The organism is Pseudomonas sp. ABFPK, assembly GCF_001586765.1.
Lineage (GTDB): Bacteria > Pseudomonadota > Gammaproteobacteria > Pseudomonadales > Pseudomonadaceae > Aquipseudomonas > Aquipseudomonas asiatica.
This window is the reverse complement of the sequence record NZ_LQXW01000006.1, coordinates 25776-47879: the sequence shown is the minus strand read 5'-3', so window position 1 is coordinate 47879 and position 22104 is coordinate 25776. Positions and strand designations below refer to the sequence as shown.

General features: G+C 64.4%; 19 protein-coding genes. 15 read left to right on the top strand and 4 right to left on the bottom strand.

Annotated features, from left to right (window positions below):
* Window positions 1-28: 28 nt before the first annotated feature.
* The 4 genes from tauA to tauD are packed head-to-tail and all read left to right on the top strand — an operon-like array spanning window position 29 to window position 3534.
* Entirely contained in the window at window positions 29-1000 is a 972-nt protein-coding gene (tauA, locus tag WM94_RS05835) for a taurine ABC transporter substrate-binding protein (RefSeq protein WP_061550678.1), read from the top strand.
* A gap of 27 nt (window positions 1001-1027) precedes the next feature.
* Window positions 1028-1816 carry a taurine ABC transporter ATP-binding subunit gene (tauB, locus tag WM94_RS05830; protein WP_061550677.1) on the top strand — a complete coding sequence of 263 codons (789 nt, stop codon included), beginning with the start codon at window positions 1028-1030 and terminating at the stop codon, window positions 1814-1816.
* A complete protein-coding gene (tauC, locus tag WM94_RS05825; protein WP_061550676.1) occupies window positions 1813-2652 on the top strand; it encodes a taurine ABC transporter permease TauC in 840 nt (279 codons plus the stop codon). The genes tauB and tauC overlap by 4 nt, the downstream gene beginning before the upstream one ends.
* A 48-nt stretch (window positions 2653-2700) precedes the next feature.
* Window positions 2701-3534 carry a taurine dioxygenase gene (gene tauD, locus WM94_RS05820; RefSeq protein ID WP_061550720.1) on the top strand — a complete coding sequence of 278 codons (834 nt, stop codon included), beginning with the start codon at window positions 2701-2703 and terminating at the stop codon, window positions 3532-3534.
* Window positions 3535-3648: 114 nt separating this feature from the next.
* Here tauD and betT read toward each other — a convergent pair whose 3' ends face one another.
* Together betT and epsC are read right to left on the bottom strand one after the other, a co-directional pair.
* Complete coding sequence (gene betT, locus WM94_RS05815) at window positions 3649-5610, bottom strand: choline transporter BetT (RefSeq protein WP_167506610.1); 1962 nt, start codon at window positions 5608-5610, stop codon at window positions 3649-3651.
* A 333-nt stretch (window positions 5611-5943) separates the two neighbouring features.
* Window positions 5944-6876 carry a serine O-acetyltransferase EpsC gene (epsC, locus tag WM94_RS05810; RefSeq protein WP_061550674.1) on the bottom strand — a complete coding sequence of 311 codons (933 nt, stop codon included), beginning with the start codon at window positions 6874-6876 and terminating at the stop codon, window positions 5944-5946.
* 390 nt (window positions 6877-7266) lie between these two features.
* On the opposite strand from epsC, the gene tcyJ reads away from it, so the two are divergent.
* The 9 genes from tcyJ to WM94_RS05765 all read left to right on the top strand — a co-directional run bounded on the left by tcyJ (window position 7267) and on the right by WM94_RS05765 (window position 16301).
* Window positions 7267-8061 (top strand): cystine ABC transporter substrate-binding protein, encoded by a 795-nt coding sequence (tcyJ, locus tag WM94_RS05805; protein WP_015268587.1) that lies wholly within the window; start codon window positions 7267-7269, stop codon window positions 8059-8061.
* On the top strand, window positions 8058-8726 hold the full coding sequence (tcyL, locus tag WM94_RS05800; protein WP_003255849.1) for a cystine ABC transporter permease: 669 nt from the start codon (window positions 8058-8060) through the stop codon (window positions 8724-8726). Before tcyJ ends, tcyL begins: the two co-directional genes overlap by 4 nt.
* A gap of 2 nt (window positions 8727-8728) precedes the next feature.
* On the top strand, window positions 8729-9487 hold the full coding sequence (gene tcyN / locus WM94_RS05795; RefSeq protein WP_061550673.1) for an L-cystine ABC transporter ATP-binding protein TcyN: 759 nt from the start codon (window positions 8729-8731) through the stop codon (window positions 9485-9487).
* A gap of 327 nt (window positions 9488-9814) precedes the next feature.
* Window positions 9815-11056: an SfnB family sulfur acquisition oxidoreductase gene (locus WM94_RS05790; protein WP_061550672.1), complete on the top strand. Its 1242-nt coding sequence runs from the start codon at window positions 9815-9817 to the stop codon at window positions 11054-11056.
* A gap of 134 nt (window positions 11057-11190) precedes the next feature.
* Complete coding sequence (locus WM94_RS05785) at window positions 11191-12372, top strand: SfnB family sulfur acquisition oxidoreductase (protein ID WP_061550671.1); 1182 nt, start codon at window positions 11191-11193, stop codon at window positions 12370-12372.
* Window positions 12372-13763: an LLM class flavin-dependent oxidoreductase gene (locus WM94_RS05780; protein ID WP_061550670.1), complete on the top strand. Its 1392-nt coding sequence runs from the start codon at window positions 12372-12374 to the stop codon at window positions 13761-13763. The genes WM94_RS05785 and WM94_RS05780 overlap by 1 nt, the downstream gene beginning before the upstream one ends.
* The gene (locus WM94_RS05775) at window positions 13756-14556 is read left to right on the top strand and encodes a MetQ/NlpA family ABC transporter substrate-binding protein (RefSeq protein ID WP_061550669.1); all 801 of its coding nucleotides are present in this window, start codon (window positions 13756-13758) and stop codon (window positions 14554-14556) included. Before WM94_RS05780 ends, WM94_RS05775 begins: the two co-directional genes overlap by 8 nt.
* Window position 14557: 1 nt before the next feature.
* Window positions 14558-15667: a methionine ABC transporter ATP-binding protein gene (locus WM94_RS05770; RefSeq protein WP_061550668.1), complete on the top strand. Its 1110-nt coding sequence runs from the start codon at window positions 14558-14560 to the stop codon at window positions 15665-15667.
* The gene (locus WM94_RS05765) at window positions 15657-16301 is read left to right on the top strand and encodes a methionine ABC transporter permease (protein ID WP_008096606.1); all 645 of its coding nucleotides are present in this window, start codon (window positions 15657-15659) and stop codon (window positions 16299-16301) included. The genes WM94_RS05770 and WM94_RS05765 overlap by 11 nt, the downstream gene beginning before the upstream one ends.
* A gap of 30 nt (window positions 16302-16331) precedes the next feature.
* Here WM94_RS05765 and dibA read toward each other — a convergent pair whose 3' ends face one another.
* Window positions 16332-18227 carry a phosphodiesterase DibA gene (gene dibA, locus WM94_RS05760; RefSeq protein ID WP_061550667.1) on the bottom strand — a complete coding sequence of 632 codons (1896 nt, stop codon included), beginning with the start codon at window positions 18225-18227 and terminating at the stop codon, window positions 16332-16334.
* Window positions 18228-18373: 146 nt separating this feature from the next.
* Here dibA and desA point away from each other — a divergent pair, with 146 nt between their 5' ends.
* Complete coding sequence (desA, locus tag WM94_RS05755) at window positions 18374-19558, top strand: delta-9 fatty acid desaturase DesA (protein ID WP_039614263.1); 1185 nt, start codon at window positions 18374-18376, stop codon at window positions 19556-19558.
* Window positions 19559-19658: 100 nt separating this feature from the next.
* Complete coding sequence (locus tag WM94_RS05750; protein ID WP_015268579.1) at window positions 19659-20687, top strand: sensor domain-containing diguanylate cyclase; 1029 nt, start codon at window positions 19659-19661, stop codon at window positions 20685-20687.
* Between the two features lie 114 nt (window positions 20688-20801).
* Here the strand turns inward: WM94_RS05750 and WM94_RS05745 are convergent, their stop codons facing one another.
* Window positions 20802-22064 carry a response regulator gene (locus WM94_RS05745; RefSeq protein ID WP_061550666.1) on the bottom strand — a complete coding sequence of 421 codons (1263 nt, stop codon included), beginning with the start codon at window positions 22062-22064 and terminating at the stop codon, window positions 20802-20804.
* Window positions 22065-22104 lie beyond the last annotated feature (40 nt).

Sequence of the window (22104 nt, the reverse complement as noted above, 5' to 3'; positions counted from 1 at the left end):
ACACCGATTGCCTGACGAGAGGTTCACCATGATCCCGCACGCCCCGCTGCGCCTGTTCGCCGCCCTGACCCTCGCCAGCGCCAGCTGGTTGGCCCAGGCTGCTGACCTGACCGTGGCCTACCAGACCACCGTCGACCCGGCCAAGGTGGCGCAGGTCGATGGCGATTACGAAAAAGCCAGCAAGGCCAGCATCGACTGGCGCAAATTCGATAACGGCGCCGACGTGATCACCGCCGTAGCCAGCGGCGATGTACAGATCGGCTACCTGGGCTCCAGCCCGCTGGCCGCCGCAGCCTCCCGCAAGCTGCCGGTCGAGACCTTCCTGATCGCCACGCAGATTGGCGCCGGTGAAGCACTGGTCGCCCGCGACAGCATCAAGACTCCGCAAGACCTGGTCGGCAAGAAAGTCGCCGTGCCTTTCGTCTCCACCGGCCACTACAGCCTGCTGGCCGCGCTGAAGAGCTGGAACATCGACCCGGCCAAGGTGCAGATCCTCAACCTGGCGCCACCGGCAATCATTGCCGCCTGGAAGCGCGGCGACATCGATGCCACCTACGTCTGGGACCCGGCCCTGGGTGTGGCCAAGGAAAACGGCAAGGTGCTGATCACCTCCGGCGAGCTGGCCGAGAAAGGCGCACCAACCTTCGACGCATGGATCGTGCGCAAGGACTTCGCCGCCAAGCACCCCGACGTGGTCAAGGCCTTTGCCAAGGTCACTCTCGACGCCTACGCCGACTACCGCAAGAACCCACAAGCCTGGCTGGCCAACCCCGACAACGTGAGCAAGCTGGCCAAACTTTCGGGCGCCAAGCCTGCCGACATCCCGGTGCTGCTGCAGGGCAACGTGTACCCACTGGCCGTCGACCAGGCCAATGCATTGGGCACACCGACCACCCAAGCGCTGACCGACACGGCCACCTTCCTCAAGCAGCAAGGCAAGGTCGACGCGGTGCTGCCGGACTACTCGCCCTCCGTCAGCGCCAAGTACCTCCCCAACTAAGCCTGTAGAAACCGACCGGAGCCTGCCATGGCCTTGCTCGAACTGGAGCGCATCAGCGCACAGTACCCCGGCGCCGAAACCCCGGTGCTGGCCGACATCAACCTGAGCCTGGGGCCACGCCAGCTGCTGGTGGCCCTGGGCCCTTCCGGCAGTGGCAAGACCTCGCTGCTCAACCTCATCGCAGGCTTCGTCGCCCCCAGCGGCGGGCGCATCACCCTGGACGGCGTGCCCGTCCAGGGCCCCGGCGCCGAGCGCGGCGTAGTGTTCCAGGACGATGCGCTGCTGCCTTGGCAGAACGTGCTGGGCAACGTCGCATTCGGCCTGGAACTGGCCGGCGTGCCACGCGCCGAGCGTGAGGCCAAGGCCCGCGAAATGCTTGCCCTGGTCGACCTCGACGGCTTTGGCGAACGGCGTATCTGGCAATTGTCCGGTGGCCAGAAGCAGCGTGTTGGCCTGGCCCGGGCGTTGGCAGCCGATCCACGAGTGTTGCTGATGGACGAACCGTTCGGCGCACTTGATGCCTTCACCCGCGAGCAGATGCAGGAGTTGTTGCTGCAGGTATGGCAACGCACCGCCAAGCCGGTGTTCCTGATTACCCACGACATCGAAGAAGCCGTGTTCCTCGCCAGTGAACTGGTACTGCTGGCGCCCAACCCGGGGCGCGTGGTGGAGCGCCTGCAACTGGACTTCGGCCAGCGCTACGCAGCGGGTGAATCGGCGCGGGCTATCAAGTCCAACCCGGCTTTTATCGAAACCCGCGAGCACGTACTGGCGCGGGTGTTCTCTCAACGCCAAAGCCTGCAGGAGCGCGCATGAGCAGCCTGGACCTGCCGGTCACCGGCAAGCGCAACACCCAACCCCGGCCAGCCACCAAGCTGCGCCGCCCCCTGCCCACCCGCTGGATCAGCACCCTGACCCTGGCCAGCCTGCTGTTGGCCTGGTGGCTGGTGACCGCGGCCGGCTGGATCGAGCCGCTGTTCCTGCCTTCGCCCGCCGACATCCTGGCCAAGGCCGGGCCCCTGCTGACCCAAGGCTATATGGATGCCAGCCTGTGGCAGCACCTGGGTGCCAGCCTGGGGCGCATCGGCGTGGCCCTGCTTGCCGCCACCCTCACCGCCATCCCGGTGGGTATCGCCATAGGCTACAACCGAGTGGCCCGCGGCATTCTCGACCCGCTGATCGAGTTCTACCGGCCGATCCCGCCGCTGGCCTACCTGCCGCTGATCGTCATCTGGTGCGGCATCGGCGAGCTGTCCAAGGTGCTGCTGATCTACCTGGCAATCTTCGCTCCTATCGCCATTGCCACTGCCACCGGCGTGCGCACGGTCGACCCGGCCAAGCTGCGTGCAGCGCAGTCGCTCGGCGCGACCAAGGCCCAGCTGATCCGCCACGTGATCCTGCCCAGCGCCCTGCCCGACATCCTCACCGGCATCCGCATTGGTCTGGGGGTTGGCTGGTCGACCCTGGTGGCCGCCGAGCTGATCGCCGCCACCAGCGGCCTGGGCTTCATGGTGCAGTCGGCGGCGCAGTTCCTGGTCACCGATGTGGTGGTGCTGGGGATTTTGCTGATCGCCCTGATCGCCTTCGCACTGGAAATGAGCCTGCGTGCCCTGCAACGCAAACTGGTGCCTTGGCACGGGCAGAGCCACTGAATCCTGTTGACCACGCCAGCAGCCTGGCGCCTGATTGAAGAGACCGACATGAGCCTGACCATCTCCCCCCTCAGCCCGGCGCTCGGCGCCCAGATCAGCGGCGTGGACATCAGCCGCGATATCACCGTCGAAGAACGAGACGCCATCGAGCAGGCGCTGCTGCAGCACCAGGTGCTGTTCTTCCGCGACCAGCCGATCAACCCGCAGCAGCAGGCGCGGTTTGCCGCCCGCTTCGGCGACCTGCACATCCACCCTATCTATCCCAACGTGCCGGAAACCCCGCAGGTGCTTATCCTCGACACGGCGGTGACCGATGTGCGCGACAACGCCGTGTGGCACACCGATGTGACCTTCCTGCCGACCCCGGCCCTGGGCGCGGTACTCAGCGCCAAGCAGTTGCCGGCCTACGGCGGCGATACCCTTTGGGCCAGCGGCATCGCTGCCTTCGAAGCCTTGTCGGCGCCGCTGCGCGAGATGCTCGACGGGCTGACCGCCACCCATGACTTCACCAAGTCGTTCCCGCTGGAGCGCTTTGGTACCACGCCGGAAGACCTGGCGCGCTGGGAAGCAACCCGGCGGAACAACCCGCCGCTGTCACACCCGGTGGTGCGCACGCATCCGGTGAGCGGGCGCAAGGCGTTGTTCGTCAATGAAGGGTTCACCACGCGCATCAATGAGCTGAGCGAACTGGAAAGCGAGGCACTGTTGAAACTGCTGTTCGCCCATGCGACGCGGCCGGAGTTCAGCATTCGCTGGCGGTGGCAGGAGAATGACGTGGCGTTCTGGGACAACCGCGTGACCCAGCATTTTGCGGTGGATGACTACCGACCGAACCGGCGGGTGATGCATCGGGCGACCATCCTCGGGGATGCGCCCTTCTGAAACCGGGAGGCCTTTGGCCTCCATTCGCAGCACAAGGCTGCTCCTACAGGGAAGCGCGATCCCTTGTAGGAGCAGCCTTGTGCTGCGAATGGGCCGCAAAGCGGCCCCAGCGATCTAGCGGACCAGATGCAGGTACTGCATGTGCCGTTCGTACTGGTCGAGGATGTCGTTGATGATCTGCTCCTTGCTGTAGCCGACCAGGTCATAGTTCTGGCTGCCTTCGCTCAGGTGCACCTCCGCCCGGTAGTAGCGGCGGTTCTTCAATTCCTGCGTACCCAGCCCACCCAGGGCGAACGATGGCGTGAAGTAACCACGCATCTGCACCTGGTAAATGAACGGCTGTTCCTCGCCATGGCCAATCTTCAGGCTGACGTTGTCGTGACTCGGGTCGTCCTGGGTAATCAGCACCAGGCCCTTCTGCTCGAACACTTCACGCACATCGGCAATTGCCGGGCGCACCACGTCGTCCATGAAGCGGTACACCTCATCACGCGACGGGAAGTGCACCGCCTGGCTCAGACGCTGGCGCCAGCCGCCACGGCCGCGGCGTGACTGGGCGAACGGGGCCAGCGAATGCATCTGTGCGATCTGCCGTTGCGACTCCAGGTAGAACGCCTTGTGCAGCCCCCACATCATGCACAGCAGAATCAGCGAGAACGGCAACGAGGTCAGCACCACCGCCGACTTCAGCGAGTCGATGCTGCCGGCGAACAGCAGCGCGCTGGTGATCAGCGCGGTCATCGCCCCCCAGAAGATACGCAGCCAGTTCGGCCCATCCTCGTCCGCATCACCGCCCTTGGCCGACAAGGTCGACAGCACCACGGTGCCCGAGTCGGCCGAGGTGACGAAGAACACAAAGCTGATGAACACCGTCACGGCGATCACCGTCTTGCTCCAAGGGTAGGTCTCCAGCAGCAGGTACAGGCTCATCGACGGGTTATCCAGCGCCGACTGGCCCAGCGCGGTCATGCCGTGGTTGATGACTTGGTCCAGGGCACTGTTGCCGAAGATCGACATCCACGCCAAGGTGAAGCCCAGCGGAATCAACAGCACACCAAAGACGAATTCGCGGATGGTGCGGCCACGGGAGATGCGGGCGATGAACAGGCCCACGAACGGCGCCCAGGCAATCCACCAGGCCCAGTAGAACACCGTCCAACCGCCCAGCCAGTCGCGGTTCTCGCCGTAGGCATAAACGTCGAAGCTCTTGCGCGGCAAGGCACCCAGGTAGTCGCCGAGGTTCTGGATCAGCGTGTTGAACAGGTGCTGGGTAGGCCCGGCGAACAACACGAACAGCAACAGCGCGCAGGCCAGGAACAGGTTGATGTCGCTCATCACCCGCACGCCCTTCTCCACCCCGGCGACCGCCACGGCCACCGCCGCGCCCATCATCAGGGTGATGAGCAGCACTTGCACCCACTGGCTGTGGTCGATGCCGAACAGGTAGTCGAGGCCGGCGTTCAGGTGCAGCACGCCAAAACCCATATCGGCACCCAGGCCGAACACCGTGGCGATGATGCCGAAACCGTCCACCGCATAACCGATCGGCCCGTTGATGCGCTTGCCGATCAACGGGTACAACGCCGAACGCAGGGCCAGCGGCAGGTTGTGCCGGTAGGCGAAGTAGGCCAGGGCCATGCCGACGAAGGCGAACACGCCCCAGCCATGCAGGCCCCAGTGCAGGAACAGGATCTGCATCGCCTGGCGCCCGGCCTCGGCCGTGCCCGCTTCGCCCTGGGGCGGCTGCAGCATGTGGGTCAGGGGTTCGGACACGCAGAAGAAGAACAAGGTGATGCTGATGCCGGCGGCAAACAGCATGCCGGCCCACGACAGGTAGCTGAACTCGGGTTCGTCGTGGTCGGCACCGAGCTTGATCTTGCCGTAGCCGGACAAGGCGGTGACCACCACGAAGACCAGGTACAGCGTCATCGCCAGCATGTAGTACCAGCCGACCGTGTTGGCCGCCCAGTTCTGCGCCGCCAGCAACCAGTCGCCTGCTGCTTGCGGATAGGAAATGACCACGAGGCCGAAGATGAGGATGAAACTTGCCGCGAAATAGAACACCGGGGGGTTCATGCGGATCTTGCCATTGGCAAGGGAAGGGGTCGGTGCACTCATCGGGGGCGCACCTCGTCGAATGACGTAAGGCTCGGAATGAACGGGTTCAGCAAAGGAATCCTCCTGTTGAACACCGGCAGCGGACCAGCGTTTTTTCATTGAACAAGCGTTCAAGTTAAACATGGATCGGATTTCAATGCGAATTGGGGCGCTGATTGGTGCCCTCCTGCACGGGCCTCTTCGCGGGTAAACCCGCTCCTACAGGTACTGCACAAGATTCAAGATCTGTGGGGTCCCTGTGGGAGCGGGTTTACCCGCGAAAGGGCCGGTACAGGCCAAGGAAATGCCAGATCAGTTCTTGTCCTGGCAATCCAGCTGCAGGTTGGCCTGGGTAATGTTGCTCTCGGCCGGCACACTGCGGGTCAGCCACACATTACCGCCAATGGTCGAGCCTTTGCCGATGGTGATCCGCCCCAGCACCGTGGCCCCCGCATAGATCACCACATCGTCCTCGACGATCGGGTGGCGTGGCAGGCCCTTGTGCAGGGTGCCCGATTCATCGCTGGGGAAGCGCTTGGCGCCCAGGGTCACCGCCTGGTAGATGCGCACACGCTCGCCGATGATCGCGGTTTCGCCGATAACCACGCCGGTACCATGGTCGATGAAGAAGCTCGGGCCGATCTGCGCCCCGGGGTGAATGTCGATCCCCGTGGCCGAATGCGCCAGCTCCGAGCTGATGCGCGCCAGCAGCGGCAGGCCGGCCTTGTACAGATGGTGCGCCAGACGGTGGTGGATGATCGCCAGGATGCCCGGGTAGCACAGCAGCACTTCATCAACACTGCGCGCAGCCGGGTCGCCGTGATAGGCGGCCAGCACGTCTGTGTCCAGCAGTACGCGCAGGCCCGGCAGGGCGGCGGCGAATCCCTGCACCAGGCTCAGCGCATGGGCATCGACGCCGGCCAGTTCGCCCTTGCTTTGCCGTGCGGCGTAGCGCAGCTCCAGGCGGGCCTGGGCCAGCAGGGCGGTCAGGGCGGCATCCAGCGTATGGCCGACGTAGAAGTCTTCGCTTTCTTCGCGCAGGTCGACTGGGCCAAGGCGCATGGGGAACAGTGCGCCGCACAGTTGCTCCAGGATGTGCCGCATCGCTTCGCGTGAAGGCAGCTCACGCCCGCCCTGCTCGCCGCTGCTGCGGCCATTGCGGGTGCGCCATTGTTCACGGGCGCCGCGCAGGCCGGTGACGATGCTCTGCAACTGCCAGTGCCCGGATGAAGGTTGTTCGCTCACGGTTTTCTCCTGCCTGAAGAGGCCAACTATTTTTATCGCCAGGCCAGGCCTCTTCGCGGGTAAACCCGCTCCTACAGGGACTGCACAGGTTTCGATGCCTGTGCGGTCTCTGTAGGAGCGGGTTTACCCGCGAAGAGGCCGGACCTGCCTACATGCAATCCACTCTACGGCAAATCCATCCCTTGGAAAAAACAACGCTTTATTCCATCCTGCGCTAAGTCAGGCATAAGCCGCGATGACGGAGCAGGCAACCTCGCCTACCCTCAATGCAGCCAGCACCTGGCAAAAACCAAAAGGAAATAACAAAATAATTTTTTAGTATTTCCTGACCTAAGCAGCCGACCCTATAGTCGCCACCCACTACTTACACAACAAGCGCGGGGCTCTGAAATGTCGAAATTCGCCAAACCGCTACTCAACGCCAGCCTGGCACTCCTGCTGGGTGCCGGCCTGCTCAGTCAGGCCTTCGCTGGCGAGCAGCTGAAGACCATCCAGGAAAAAGGCGTGATCAACGTCGGCCTCGAAGGCACCTACCCACCGTTCAGCTTCCAGGACGAAAACGGCAAGCTGACCGGCTTCGAAGTGGAACTGTCCGAGCTGCTGGCCAAGGAGCTCGGGGTAAAGGCCAAGGTGCAGCCGACCAAGTGGGACGGCATCCTCGCCGCACTGGAATCCAAGCGCCTGGACGTGGTGATCAACCAGGTGACCATTTCCGAAGAGCGCAAGAAGAAGTATGACTTCTCCGAGCCTTACACTATCTCCGGCATCCAGGCGCTGATCCTGAAGAAGAAGGCCGAGCAGCTGAACATCCACAAGGCCGCAGACCTGGCAGGCAAGAAGGTCGGTGTAGGCCTGGGCACCAACTACGAGCAATGGGTCAAGAAGGACGTGCCGCAAGCCGATGTGCGCACCTATGAAGACGACCCGAGCAAGTTCGCCGACCTGCGCAACGGCCGTATCGACGCCATCCTGATCGACCGCCTGGCCGCGTTGGAATACGCGCAAAAAGCCAAGGACACCGAACTGGCCGGCGATGCCTTCTCGCGCCTGGAAAGCGGCGTGGCCCTGCGCAAGGGTGAACCGGAACTGCTGGCAGCGATCAACAAGGCGCTGGACAAGCTCAAGGCTGACGGCACGCTGGCCAAGCTGTCCGAGAAATACTTCGGTGCCGATGTCACCAAATGATCGCTGAAAGCCTGCAACTCGTTGTCGACTCCGCGCCCTTCCTGCTGAAGGGCGCGGGCTATACAGTGCTGCTCAGTGTTGGCGGCATGTTCTTCGGCCTGGTGCTGGGCTTTGCCCTGGCACTGATGCGGTTGTCGAAGATATTGCCCCTGAACTGGCTGGCGCGGGTCTACGTGTCGTTCTTCCGCGGCACGCCGCTGCTGGTGCAGCTGTTCGTCATCTACTTCGGCATGCCGCAGATCGGCATCGAACTCGACCCGATCCCGGCTTCGCTGATCGGCCTGTCGCTGAACATGGCCGCCTACATCTGCGAAATCCTGCGCGCGGCGATTTCCTCGATCGACCGTGGCCAGTGGGAAGCCGCCGCCAGTATCGGCATGACCCGCGTCCAGGCCATGCGCCGGGCGATCCTGCCCCAGGCCTTGCGCACCGCACTGCCGCCGTTGGGCAACAGCTTCATCTCGCTGGTCAAGGACACTGCCCTGGCGGCAACCATCCAGGTGCCCGAGCTGTTCCGCCAGGCCCAGCTGATCACCGCACGCACCTTCGAAGTGTTCACCATGTACGTGGCGGTGGCGGTCATCTACTGGGTGTTGTGCAGCATCCTCGCGCACTTCCAGAACCGCATGGAAGCGCGAGTCAACCAGCATGACCAGGAGCATTGAGCATGATTGAAGTCAAAGGCCTGACCAAGCGGTTCAAAGGCCAGACCGTGCTCAACGGTATCGACCTGACCGTACAACCCGGCGAAGTGGTGGCCATCATCGGCCCAAGCGGCTCGGGCAAGACAACCTTCCTGCGTTGCCTGAACCTGCTGGAAACACCCGATGCCGGGCAGATCCAGATTGGCGATATCATCATCGACGCCAACCGCCCGCTGGGTGGGCAGCAAAGTGCGATTCGCCGCTTGCGCCAGCAGGCCGGGTTCGTGTTCCAGAACTTCAACCTGTTCCCTCATCGCACCGCCCTGGAAAACGTGATCGAGGGGCCGGTGATCGTCAAGAAGACACCCCGCGAGCAGGCGATCGAACTGGGCCGGCGCCTGCTGGCCAAGGTCGGCCTGGCCGGCAAGGAAGACGCCTACCCGCGGCGCCTGTCCGGTGGCCAGCAGCAACGGGTGGCCATCGCCCGCGCCTTGGCAATGGAGCCGGAGGTGATCCTGTTCGACGAGCCGACCTCGGCGCTGGACCCCGAACTGGTGGGTGAAGTGCTGGCGACCATCCGCGGCCTGGCCGAGGAGAAGCGCACCATGATCATCGTTACCCACGAGATGAGCTTTGCCCGGGATGTGGCGAACCGGGTGATCTTCTTCGACAAGGGCGTGATCGTGGAGCAGGGCGAGGCCAAGGCGCTGTTTGCGGCGCCGAAGGAAGAGCGTACCCGGCAGTTCTTGCGCAAGTTCCTGGGGACTGCTGCCTCCGAGTAAACCTGTTGCGGCCTTTTCGCGGGCACGCCCGCTCCCACAGGTGTGGCACCGATTTCAAGATCTGTGCTGTACCTGTGGGAGCGGGCGTGCCCGCGAAGAGGCCGGCACATCCGCAGCAAAATCCCCCTTCTATACATATTCCAAAGAGTTAGTTCATAAACTTTTTATAAAGCATTAGGGTATATAAACCGGACCACCGGACCAGCACACATCTGTCGCGATCAGCTGTTAGCGACATAATTCATTTGCGAGGTCAGGAATGGTCAGGATCACGATCACCCCAGTGCGGAACGCCAGGGCATTGAGTGCAGCCAAGGAGCGGTACTGATGTCCAGCCAACCCGATACCCAATTCCACAGCGATCTCGACAGCTCGCCCCTGCTGCTGCCGGCCAAGGTTCTACGCAACGACGCCGAAGCCTTGCAAGCAGCCCGCGAACTGGCCGAGGTCGCCCGCGAGCAGGCCGCCCGCCGCGACCAGCAACGCAAACTGCCATGGGCCGAGATCGAACTGTTCACCCGCAGCGGCCTTGGTAGCATCAGCGTACCCAAGGCACATGGCGGCCCGGAGGTGTCGTTCGAGACCGTGGCTGAAGTGTTCCGCCTCATCAGCGCCGCCGACCCGGCCCTGGGGCAAATCCCGCAGAACCAGTTCGGCATGCTGCAACTGCTGCGCCTGACTGCCACCGAGGCGCAGCAGGCGGTGATCTTCCGCAGCGTGCTCGATGGCTGGCGCATCGGCAATGCCGGCCCTGAACGCGGCACCAAGGACACCCTGACCCTCAAGGCCAGGATCACCCGCGTCGGCGACAGCTATCGCATCAGCGGCGAGAAGTTCTATTCCACCGGCGCCCTGTTCGCCCACTGGGTGGCGGTCAAGGCACTGGACGACGAAGGTCGCCAGCGCCTGGCATTCGTCCGCCGAGGCAGCCCGGGGCTGCGCATCGTCGATGACTGGTCCGGTTTCGGGCAGCGCACCACTGCAAGCGGCACCGTGCTGCTCGACCAGGTCCCGGTGGATGCCGACCTGGTGATCGACAACTGGCGCCAGCGCGACATTCCCAACATCCAGGGCGCTGCCTCGCAGCTGATCCAGGCGGCGATCGATGCTGGCATTGCCGAAGCAGCGATCGAGGACGCCATCAGCTTCGTGCGCGAAAAGGCCCGGCCATGGATCGAAGCCAAGGTCGACCGCGCCAGCGACGACCCTTACGTAATCGCCGACATCGGCCGCCTGAAGCTCGAGCTGCACGCCGCCGAAGCCCTGCTGCGCAAGGCCGCGCGGGTCCTCGACGAGGTCAACGCCGAGCCGATCGATGCAGAAAGCGCAGCGCGGGCCTCGATCGCTGTGGCCGAGGCCAAGGTACTGACCACCGAGATTGCCCTGCAGGCCAGCGAAAAGCTGTTCGAGCTGGCCGGTAGCCGCGCCACCCTCGCCGAGTTCAACCTCGACCGCCACTGGCGCAATGCCCGGGTGCACACCCTGCATGACCCGGTGCGCTGGAAGTACCACGCGGTTGGCGCTTACCACCTCAACGGCACCTTGCCTGCACGGCATTCCTGGATCTGATTTAAGGGCCTTGGGGCTGCTTTGCAGCCCATCGCGACACAAGGCCGCTCCTACAAGGGATCGCGTACCTCCTGTAGGAGCGGCCTTGTGTCGCGATGGGCCGCAGAGCGGCCCCGAGGCCCCGGAGAAACACCATGACTACAAACATCATCACCAGCGACACCCAGGCCCTGAACGTCGCCGAAGAAGTCGCCCGACACCTGCGCCGCGACAGCGCCCTGCGCGACCGCGAGCGCCGTCTGCCGCACGCCGAACTGGAACTGTTTACTCGCTCCGGCCTGTGGGCCATCAGCGTACCCAAGGCCTTCGGCGGCGCCGGCGTGTCCAACGTCACCCTGGCCAAGGTCATCGCCCGCATCGCCCAGGCTGACGGCTCGCTCGGGCAAATCCCGCAAAACCATTTCTACGGCCTGGAAGTGCTGCGGGTAAACGGCACACCCGAACAGCAACAGCGCCTGTACGCCGAAGTACTGGCCGGCAGCCGCTTCGGCAATGCCCTGGCCGAACTGGGCACCAAGACCGCCAACGACCGCACCACTCGCCTGACCCGCGACGGCGATGGTTTTCGCATCAACGGCCGCAAGTTCTACTCCACCGGCGCCATCTACGCCCAGCGCATTCCCACTTCGGTGGTCGATGAGCAGGGCGTGCAGCACCTGGCCTTCGTCCCGGCCGACAGCCAGGGCCTGCAGGTGATCGACGACTGGAGCGGCTTCGGCCAGCGCACCACCGGCAGCGGCTCGGTGGTGTTCGATAACGTGTATGTCAGTGCCGCCGACGTGGTGCCGTTCCAGAGCGCCTTCGAACGCCCCACCCCGGTCGGCCCGCTGGCGCAGATCCTTCATGCCGCCATCGACACCGGCATCGCCCGCGCCGCATACGAAGATGCCCTGCACTTCGTGCGCACCCGCAGCCGCCCCTGGGTCGACTCCGGCCTGGACAAGGCCAGCGATGACCCGCTGACGCTGAAGAGTTTCGGCCATCTGGCGATCCGTCTGCACGCCGCCGAAGCCTTGCTGGAGCGCGCGGGCGAATATCTGGACCGCGCCCGCGACGACAGCACTGCCGAAAACGTGGCCGCCGCGTCCATCGCGGTGGCCGAGGCCAGCGCCATCAGCACCGAGATTTCCCTCGCGGCCGGCACCACCCTGTTCGAACTGGGCGGCAGCCAGGCCACCCTGGCCGAACACAACCTTGACCGCCACTGGCGCAACGCCCGCGTGCACACCCTGCACGACCCGGTGCGCTGGAAGTACCACGCCATCGGCAACTACTACCTCAATGATGCCAACCCACCACGCCGGGGGACCATCTGATGGCCAAGCAGATCCTGCTCAATGCTTTCAACATGAACTGCATCGGGCACATCAACCACGGCCTGTGGACCCACCCACGAGACACCTCGACCCAGTACAAGACCCTGGACTACTGGACCAGTCTGGCGCGGCTGCTGGAGCGCGGCTTGTTCGACGGGCTTTTCATCGCCGACATCGTCGGCACCTACGACATCTACGGCCAGTCGCTGGACGTCACCCTCAAGGAGTCGATCCAGCTGCCGGTCAACGACCCGCTGCTGCTGGTCTCGGCCATGGCCGCCGTCACCCGCCACCTGGGCTTCGGCCTTACCGCCAACCTCACCTACGAAGCGCCGTACCTGTTCGCCCGGCGCCTTTCCACCCTGGACCACCTGAGCCATGGCCGGGTGGGCTGGAACATCGTCACCGGCTACCTCGACAGCGCCGCCCGGGCCATGGGCCTGGCGCAGCAACCCGAGCATGACCGCCGCTACGACCAGGCCGACGAGTACCTGCAGGTGCTGTACAAGCTGCTGGAAGGCAGCTGGGCTGACGATGCCGTGGTCGCCGACCGCCAGCAGCGCGTCTATGCCAGGCCCGACAGGGTGCGCAAGGTCAACCACCAGGGCGAGTTCTACAAGGTCGACGGCTACCACCTGTGCGAGCCCTCGCCGCAACGTACACCGGTACTGTTCCAGGCCGGCAGCTCGCAGCGTGGCCTGGCCTTCGCCGGCAACCATGCCGAATGCGTGTTCATCAGTGGCCAGGACAAGGCCGCCACCCGCGACCAGGTCGACAAGGTGCGCGCCGCCGCCCAAGCCGCTGGCCGCGACTCGCAAGCGGTCAAGGTGTTCATGGGCATCACGGTGATCGTCGCCGCCACCGAGCAGCAGGCCCAGGCCAAGCATGCCGAGTACCTGCGCCATGCCAGCGCCGAGGCCGGGGTCGCGCACTTCGCAGCGTCCACCGGCATCGACTTCGCCGCCTACGCCCTGGACGAGCCGATTGCCTTCAGCCAGGGCAACGCCATCCAGTCGGCCACGCGCCAGTTGCAGGACAACGCCTGGACCCGCCGGCGCCTGCTGCAGCAGCACGCCCTGGGTGGCCGTTACGTGACTCTGGTCGGCGCGCCCGAGCAGGTGGCCGAACAGCTGATCGCCTGGGTCGATGAAACCGGCCTGGACGGTTTCAACCTGACCCGCACCGTAACCCCGGAAAGCTTCGAGGACTTCATCGACCTGGTCATCCCGCAGTTGCAACAGCGTGGCCGCTACAAGACCGCCTACGCCAAAGGCACCCTGCGCGAAAAACTCTTCCAGGCCGACCACCCGCATTTGCCCGCCGACCACCCTGGCTCGGCTTACCGCTTTACCTCTACCCCTGCCCCGACTGGAGCCCTGCACCATGCTTGATAAACTGTTCCGGCCCGTCGCGGCCATTGCCCTCACTCTCGGCCTGTCCGCCAGCGCGCTGGCTGCCGAACCGCTGAAGATCGGTACAACTTCGGCCTTTGCCATCCCGCTGGAAGCCGCAGTGGAAGAAGCGCACAAGCAAGGTCTGGAAGTGAAGCTGGTCGAGTTCAGCGACTGGATCGCACCCAACGTCAGCCTCAACAGCGGCGACATCGACGCGAACTACTTCCAGCACATCCCGTTCCTGGAAAACGCCAAGACGGCTGCAGGCTTCAACCTGGTGCCCTACGCCCCGGGCATCATCAACAACGTCGGCCTGTACTCGAAAAAGTACAAGAGCTTCGCCGACCTGCCCGAAGGCGCCAGCGTGGCCATCGCCAACGACCCGATCAACAGCGGCCGTGGCCTGCAGCTGCTGGCCAAGGCCGGGCTGATCACCCTCAAGCCGGGGGTCGGCTACAAGGCCACCGAGGACGATATCGTCGCCAACCCGAAAAAGCTGAAGATCCTTCAGGTCGAGGCCGTACAGTTGGTTCGCGCCTATGACGACGCCGACCTGGTGCAGGGCTACCCGGCCTACATCCGCCTGGCCAACAGCTTCGACGCCGGCTCCGCACTACTGTTCGACGGCCTGGAGAACAAGGAATACGTGATCCAGTTCGTCATTCGACCGCAAAGCAAGGACGACCCACGCCTGGCCAAGTTCGTCGACATCTACCAGCACTCGCCAGTGGTGCGCGCAGCCTTGGACAAAGCCCACGGCAAGCTCTACCAGGCCGGTTGGGAGGGCTGATATGAGCCAGGCCAGCGCGCTGCGGGCGCCCACCGCACAACCACTGCCGCCAACGGCCAGGGAGCAGGCCTTGCGCCCGGAGGTCAATGAAGCCCATGTGCGCTTCATCGGCCTGGGCAAGACCTACCCGGGCCAGGCGCAACCGGCCTTGCAAGGCATCGACCTGAACATCCGCCATGGCGAGATCTTCGGCATCATCGGCCGCAGCGGCGCCGGTAAGTCATCGCTGCTGCGTACCATCAACCGCCTGGAGCAACCCAGCCAGGGGCGGGTGCTGATCGACCAGGTGGACATCGCGCCCTTCGACGAGGAGCACCTGGTAGCCCTGCGCCGGCGTATCGGCATGATTTTCCAGCACTTCAACCTGATGTCGGCCAAGACCGTGTGGCAGAACGTCGAGCTGCCCCTCAAGGTGGCCGGCGTGGCCAAGGCCGAACGCCAGCGCAAGGTACGCGAACTGCTGGAGCTGGTGGGCCTGCGGGAAAAGCACCACGTGTACCCGGCGCAGCTGTCCGGCGGGCAGAAGCAGCGCGTGGGCATTGCCAGGGCGTTGGTGCATGACCCCGAGATCCTGCTGTGCGACGAGGCCACCTCTGCGCTGGACCCGGAGACCACTGCTTCCATTCTCGAACTGCTGCGCGACATCAACCAGCGCCTGGGCCTGACCATCGTGCTGATCACCCACGAGATGGCGGTAATCCGCGATATCTGCCACCGGGTAGTGGTGCTTGAACGTGGAGAAGTGGTCGAGCAGGGTGAGGTCTGGCGGGTGTTTGGCTCACCACGCCACGAAGTCACCCGTACCCTGCTGGCACCGTTGCAAGCCAGGTTGCCAGCCGCGCTGCGAGCCAGCCTTCGGGCCAGCCCGGCAAGCCGCGACAGTGCCGTGGTACTGAGGTTGACCCTGCTCGGCGAGCCCGAACTGTCTGCCCTGTTCAACGAGCTTGGCGGCCGCGTACGCCTGCTGCAGGGTGGTGTGGAAACCATTGGCGAGCATGCCCTGGGGCAGCTGATCCTGTCGGTGCAGCACTCACCGCACGACACCCATCAATTGCTGGAGCGCGCCCGTCGCTGGGCTGAGGACGTGGAGGTACTGGGCCATGTGGTTTGATCGCCTGCTGGAAGGTTTGCTCGATACCCTGCTGATGGTCGGTGTGTCGTCGCTGATCGCCCTGCTGGTGGGGGTACCGATGGCGGTGCTGCTGGTCACCAGCGACAAGGGCGGGATCTTCGAGGCGCCGCTGCTGAACCGGGTGCTGGGTGCATTCGTCAACCTGTTCCGCTCGATCCCGTTCCTGATCCTGATGGTCGCGCTGATCCCCTTCACCCGCTTGGTAGTGGGTACCACGTATGGCGTGTGGGCGGCAGTGGTGCCACTGACCATTGCCGCCACTCCGTTCTTCGCGCGGATTGCCGAGGTCAGCCTGCGCGAAGTCGACCACGGCCTGGTGGAGGCTGCACAGGCCATGGGCTGCCGGCGCTGGCACATCGTCTGGCACGTGCTGCTGCCCGAGGCGCTGCCGGGAATTGTCGGGGGCTTCACCATTACCCTGGTGACCCTGATCAACTCCTCGGCCATGGCCGGAGCGATCGGTGCCGGGGGCTTGGGGGATATCGCCTACCGCTATGGCTACCAGCGCTTCGACAGCCAGATCATGCTGACCGTGATTGCCATGCTGGTGGCGTTGGTGGCGTTGATCCAGTTGGGTGGCGACCGGTTGGCGAAAGGCTTGAACAAACGATAGTTCGGGGGCCGCAAAGCGGCCCCGGCGATCTCAACCCCAGCACAAATCCCCGGCAGGCACCGGCCGCCCGAACCAGTACCCCTGCCCAAGCTGACACAGCTCATGCAGCAGGAAGCTGGCCTGCTCGGCCTGCTCGATGCCCTCTGCATGCACTTGCATGCCCATGCTGCGGGCCAGGGCGATGATCACCCGAACGATCGCGATGTCGTCCTCATCCAGCGGCAACCCGGCAACGAAGCCTTGGTCGATCTTCAGCTTCTGCACCGGCAAGCGCTTGAGCCGCAGCAGCGATGAATAACCGGTGCCAAAGTCGTCGATAGCCAAGGTCACCCCCAGCTCGCGCAGGCGATGCAACTGCTCCAGCGCCACCTCCGGGTCCTCCATCACCGCGCTCTCGGTCACCTCCAGCTCCAGCAAGGCCGGGGCCAGGCCGGTTTCGTCCAGCACCTCGGCCACCTGCTGGTACAACTCGTGCTGGCCAAACAGGCGGCTGGAGATGTTCACCGCCACGAATGCCAACTGCCGCCCTTCACCCTGCCATCGCACCATCTGCCGACACGCCTGGCGTAATACCCAGGCGTCGATCTCGGCAATCAGCCCGGTACGCTCGGCAATCGGGATGAACTCGCCCGGTGGCACCAGGCCGCGCTGAGGGTGCTGCCAACGCACCAAGGCTTCGACGCCGACCTGGCGGCCGGTCGCCAGGTCGTGCACCGGCTGGTAGAACACCCGCAGCTCGTCCTGCTCCAAGGCTCGGCGCAGCTCGCCGGCGGTTTCGACCCGGTGTTGGGCGTGAGCGGTCAGTTCTTCGGTGTACAGCGCATAGCAGGCCCGCCCATTGCTCTTGGCCTTGTACAACGCCGAGTCGGCATTGCGAAGCAACTGCTCGGCACTCAAGGCATCGCTGGGAAACAGGCTGATGCCCACGCTGACGCTGATGAACAGGCGGTGACCGTCGAACTGGAACGGCTCGCGCATGCGCTCGATGATGCCCTGCGCCAGCTTGCCCGCCTGGCCAACCTCATGGCAGTTTTCCGCCAGCACGCCAAATTCGTCGCCCCCCAGGCGCGCCAGGGTCACGCCGCTGCGCAGCACCTCTGCCAGGCGCTCGCCCACCAGCTTCAGCAACTGGTCGCCAATGGTGTGGCCAAGGCCGTCGTTGATGCTCTGGAAATGGTCCAGGTCCAGCAACAGCAGGGCACAACCACGCTTGTTGGCCTGGGCTGCGGCCAGCGCCTGCTCGACCCGGTCGTTGAACAGCAGGCGGTTGGGCAGGTCGGTCAGCGGGTCGTGGTGAGCCAGGTAGGCCAGTTCCTGTTCAGAATGCTTGATCGCGCTGATGTCGCTGAACACCGCCACGTAATGGCTGAGCTCGCCTTGATCGTCGCGGATGGCGCAAATGGTCTGCCATTGCGGGTAGATTTCACCGCTCTTGCGCCGGTTCCATATTTCGCCGCTCCACTCGCCCTTTTCCGCCAGAGTGGCGAAGATCTGCTGGTAGAACGCCAGGCCATGGCGGCCCGACTTGAACTTGTTCGGGCGCTGGCCGATGACCTCGTCCTGCTGGTAGCCGGTGATACGCATGAAGGCACGGTTGACGTGCACGATCAGGCCATGGCGGTCTGTCACCAGCACGCCTTCGAGGGTGCTGTCGAACACTGCCGCAGCCATGCGCAGGCGTTCACGGTCTTCACCACGCATACGCGCGCCAACACCGATGAAGTCAAGCAGCCGCACCCGCGACACATAGATCAGAAAGGCGCTGAGCAGCACCCAGACCACCACGTTGATCTGCCGGCCCACGGTCAGTGCCAGGGGGTCGTCGGTCATGCCGTGCAACACCACCTCGGCCAGCGTCAGCCAGAGGATCGAGAGCACCACATACAGCGCGGCCATGCGCAAGGCGTCGCGAACGGAAACAGACATGTCGGGTGCAATTGCCCATGAAAAATGATGGGGCATTATAAAGGCTGAAACATGTCGTGACTTCCTATCTGAACGGGTAACTGTATTTATTTCCTGCCCAAGGGATAATCAGCCCCTCCTCCTGCATTCCGAGGGTATTTACACCTATGTGGTACAACGGCCTGCTCGACTTGTCGGCCTGGCAACTGGTCGGCATTACACTGTTGATGACCCACGTGACCATCGTCAGCGTCACGGTCTACCTGCACCGCTACTCCGCGCACCGGGCCCTGGAGCTCAATGGCGCGCTCAAGCACTTCTTCCGTTTCTGGCTGTGGCTGACCACGGCGCAGAACACCCGCGAATGGACCGCCGTCCACCGCAAGCACCACGCCAAATGCGAAACCCCCGACGACCCGCACAGCCCGCTGTACAAGGGCCTGGGCACGGTGCTGCGCAAGGGTGCCGAGCTTTACCGGGAAGAGGCGCGCAACCCTGAAACCCTGCGCATCTATGGCAAGAACTGCCCGGACGACTGGATCGAGCGCAACCTCTACTCGCGCTACAAGCTGGGCGGCATCGCGCTGATGGCGGTAATCGACCTGCTGCTGTTCGGCACCATCGGCATCACCATCTGGGCAGTGCAGATGATGTGGATTCCGTTCTGGGCCGCCGGCGTGGTCAACGGCCTGGGCCACGCTCTCGGCTACCGCAACTTCGAGTGCCGCGACGCCGCGACCAACCTGGTGCCGTGGGGCATCGTCATCGGTGGCGAAGAGCTGCACAACAACCACCACACCTACCCCAACTCGGCCAAGCTGTCGGTCAAGCGCTGGGAGTTCGACATGGGTTGGGCGTGGATCCGCCTGTTCTGCCTGCTGCGCCTGGCCAAGGTACAGCGCGTGGCGCCCATCGCCCACCGGGTGGCAGGCAAGGCCAGCCTGGACATGGACACCGCCATGGCCATCCTCAACAACCGCTTCCAGATCATGGCCCAGTACCGCAAGCTGGTGATCGGCCCGCTGGTCAAGCAGGAGCTGGCCCGCGTCGATGCTTCGCTGCGCCATCACTTCCGCCGCGCCAAGCGCCTGTTGTCGCGCGAGACCAGCCTGCTGGAAGACCGTCACCATGTGCGCATCGAGTCGATGCTCGCCCACAGCCAGGCGCTGAAGACCATCTACGAAAAACGCCTGGCCCTGCAGCAGATCTGGGCGCGCACCAGCGCCAACGGCCACGACATGCTGGCCGCCATGAAGGACTGGGTACATGAGGCGGAAACCAGCGGCATCCACGCCCTGCGGGACTTCGCGGCACAGCTGAAGACGTACTCCCTGCGCCCGACCGGCGCCTGACCGCCGTTGATCGGCACGCCCCTTTGGCTGGGCGTGCCGCCCGGAACTTCGCCCTCTCGTTTACACTCATATCTGGCACATCGCCCGCGTGGCGGGCCAGATGCTGGCCGCACGCTTTCACGCCGAGATCTGCTCCGTGCACATGGCCAAGAACATTCCGACGACACTGCCCGGCACCCCGCCTCCGGAAGCCGCCCAGACCTTGCTTGCGCTACTCCACGCCCAAGGCGAGGTTGCCCGCCTGAGCGAGCGCGAACAGCTGTTCAGCTCGCTGCTCGATAGCGTCAATGCGGTGCTATGGGCCTTCGACTGGGAAACCCGTCAGGTGCTTTACGTCAGCCCCGCCTACGAACGCATCTTCGGCCGCTCGGCCAGCCTGGTGCTGGCCGACTACAACGAGTGGCGAGACAGCATCTACCCCGACGACCTGGAGTTCGCCGAACGCAGCCTGGCCCAGGTACTGCTCAAGGGCTCGGTGGAAGACCGCGAGTACCGCATCCTCAATGCCGACGGCCAGTTGCGCTGGCTGAGCGACAAGTGCTACATCAACCAGCAACGCGATGGCGACCGGGTGATCATCGTCGGCATCGCAGAAGACATCACCGAGAAGAAGCAGCTCGAAGGTGAACTGCAGCGCCTGGCCACCACCGACGTGCTGACCCAGAGCAGCAACCGCCGGCACTTTTTCGAATGCGCCCAGCAAGCCTTCGACAGCGCCCGCGAAGACGGTACACCACTGGCCTTCCTGCTGCTGGACATCGACGACTTCAAGCGCATCAACGACAGCTACGGTCACCAGGAAGGCGACCAGGTGCTGCAGCAGATCGCCGACAGCGGCAAGGCCGTACTACGCCGAGGTGACCTGTTCGGGCGCATTGGTGGCGAGGAATTTGCGGCAGTGTTCCCCGGCTGTAGTGCCCAGGTCGCGGAGCAGATTGCCGAGCGCTTGCAGCGGCAGATCCAGCGGCTGAGCTTCAGCCATGGGGAGCAGACCTACGGGGTGACGGTGAGCCAGGGGGTGACCGGGCTGACTGACGAGGATGTGGCGCTGGACAGCCTGTATGCCCGGGCCGATGCGGCGATGTACCAGGCCAAGCGCCAGGGCAAGAACCAGATCGTCCGCGGCTGAGCCTTGGGGGGGCTTTGCCCCCCTATCGCGACACAAGGCCGCTCCTACCGGCAACCGCGTACCCGTGTAGGAGCGGCCTTGTGTCGCGATGGGCCGCAAAGCGGCCCCAAGACCTCAGCCCGAAACTTCACCCTCAGCTAAAGGCGGTTCTTCCTGCTGCGGCTTCACCTCCGGGTTCTCCACCTTACGCAACCGCCTCAGCTCCGGCAGGCCAAGCTTGAGCAGGCGCGCGGTCTTGCTGCTGGCCACCTTCTCCAGCCCCTGCTCGGCCGACAGCCGCGACAACTGCCCGGCCAGGTTCATGGCCAGGATCTCCCGCGAGTACACCCCGCCGCCCAGCTGGTAGATCGCCGCGATCAACTCGCGCAACCCCAGCGGCAACCGCCAGCGCGTACGCAGCGCCGAGCCGAACGCCGCACCGAACTCATTGAGCGACAGCTGCACCTGGTCCTCATCCAGCTCGCCCCCGGCCAGCCGCCATTCCTGCAGGCAGCGCAGCACCGCCAGGTCGCCCAGGCAATGCAGCAACCCCGCGCAATAACAACGCCCTTCGTCCAGCTCGAGTATGCGTGCCAAGGTGCGGCCATATTCGGCAGCGTGCAGCGACAACTCCCAGTAGCGGGCAGCATGCTCCGCCAGCAGCGGGTCGCTGAGGCGAGCGCTGCGCTTGAGGGTCATGCCAAGGATCAGGTTCATGCTCTGGGTGCTGCCAAGCTTGTTCAAGGCCTGCAGCAGCGTCTGCACTGGTGCTTCGCGGTGCAGCGCTGCGCTGTTGGCCGCCGCAATCAGCACAGCGGTGATCTGCGGGTCGCCCTGCACTTCCTCTTCGAGCACTCTCAGGTTCAGGCCCTGGGGGTTGAGCGCGCGCTTGATCGCCACCTGCACATCGGCCAGCAGCGGCCCGCCATCGGCGGTAGCGCGACGCTGCTCGAGGTAGGCCGGCAGGCTGGCACCTGGCTGCAAGGCCGGCACCGGGCAGGCGATTTCTTCGCCAACCGCCAGCAGCAGCTCTTCCAGGCGCTTGCGAAGAGTTTCCAGGTTCAGCGGCTTGCTCAGGTAGGCAGTGGGGTGCAGGGGCAACGCCTCATGCACACTGGCACTGTCAATGCGGTTGCTCATGAGGATGAACGGCAACCTCGAGCCTTTCGCGCGTACCTTGCGCAACAGGTCGAGCCCATCGACACCTGCCAGTTCGCGCGCGGCAATGATCAGGTCGGGCTTGCTCGACAGCGCGCTCAAGGCCTGCGAGCCGTCGGCGCAGAGCTGCAGGCGGGCATCACAGCGCACGCTCAGCAGCATTTCGCTGAGCATGTCACGTACCCAGGGGTCGCCCTCGACAATAAGTACGCTTGGTGGGGTGGGGTCTGCAGCGTTCATCGCCAACTCCTGAATAGCCCTGCCACACAGTCCATCGCAG

Bases quoted from the DNA above. Each gene is read 5' to 3' on its own strand.
- WM94_RS05765 (WP_008096606.1), top strand. From the start codon at position 15,657: ATGTGGTTTGATCGCCTGCTGGAAGGTTTGCTCGATACCCTGCTGATG.
- desA (WP_039614263.1), top strand. From the start codon at position 18,374: ATGTGGTACAACGGCCTGCTCGACTTGTCGGCCTGGCAACTGGTCGGC.
- tauD (WP_061550720.1), top strand. From the start codon at position 2,701: ATGAGCCTGACCATCTCCCCCCTCAGCCCGGCGCTCGGCGCCCAGATC.
- tauC (WP_061550676.1), top strand. From the start codon at position 1,813: ATGAGCAGCCTGGACCTGCCGGTCACCGGCAAGCGCAACACCCAACCC.
- tcyN (WP_061550673.1), top strand. From the start codon at position 8,729: ATGATTGAAGTCAAAGGCCTGACCAAGCGGTTCAAAGGCCAGACCGTG.
- tauA (WP_061550678.1), top strand. From the start codon at position 29: ATGATCCCGCACGCCCCGCTGCGCCTGTTCGCCGCCCTGACCCTCGCC.
- tcyL (WP_003255849.1), top strand. From the start codon at position 8,058: ATGATCGCTGAAAGCCTGCAACTCGTTGTCGACTCCGCGCCCTTCCTG.
- WM94_RS05780 (WP_061550670.1), top strand. From the start codon at position 12,372: ATGGCCAAGCAGATCCTGCTCAATGCTTTCAACATGAACTGCATCGGG.
- dibA (WP_061550667.1), bottom strand. From the start codon at position 18,227: ATGTCTGTTTCCGTTCGCGACGCCTTGCGCATGGCCGCGCTGTATGTG.
- WM94_RS05745 (WP_061550666.1), bottom strand. From the start codon at position 22,064: ATGAACGCTGCAGACCCCACCCCACCAAGCGTACTTATTGTCGAGGGC.
- WM94_RS05790 (WP_061550672.1), top strand. From the start codon at position 9,815: ATGTCCAGCCAACCCGATACCCAATTCCACAGCGATCTCGACAGCTCG.
- WM94_RS05785 (WP_061550671.1), top strand. From the start codon at position 11,191: ATGACTACAAACATCATCACCAGCGACACCCAGGCCCTGAACGTCGCC.
- WM94_RS05775 (WP_061550669.1), top strand. From the start codon at position 13,756: ATGCTTGATAAACTGTTCCGGCCCGTCGCGGCCATTGCCCTCACTCTC.
- tcyJ (WP_015268587.1), top strand. From the start codon at position 7,267: ATGTCGAAATTCGCCAAACCGCTACTCAACGCCAGCCTGGCACTCCTG.
- WM94_RS05770 (WP_061550668.1), top strand. From the start codon at position 14,558: ATGAGCCAGGCCAGCGCGCTGCGGGCGCCCACCGCACAACCACTGCCG.
- tauB (WP_061550677.1), top strand. From the start codon at position 1,028: ATGGCCTTGCTCGAACTGGAGCGCATCAGCGCACAGTACCCCGGCGCC.
- WM94_RS05750 (WP_015268579.1), top strand. From the start codon at position 19,659: ATGCTGGCCGCACGCTTTCACGCCGAGATCTGCTCCGTGCACATGGCC.
- betT (WP_167506610.1), bottom strand. From the start codon at position 5,610: ATGAACCCCCCGGTGTTCTATTTCGCGGCAAGTTTCATCCTCATCTTC.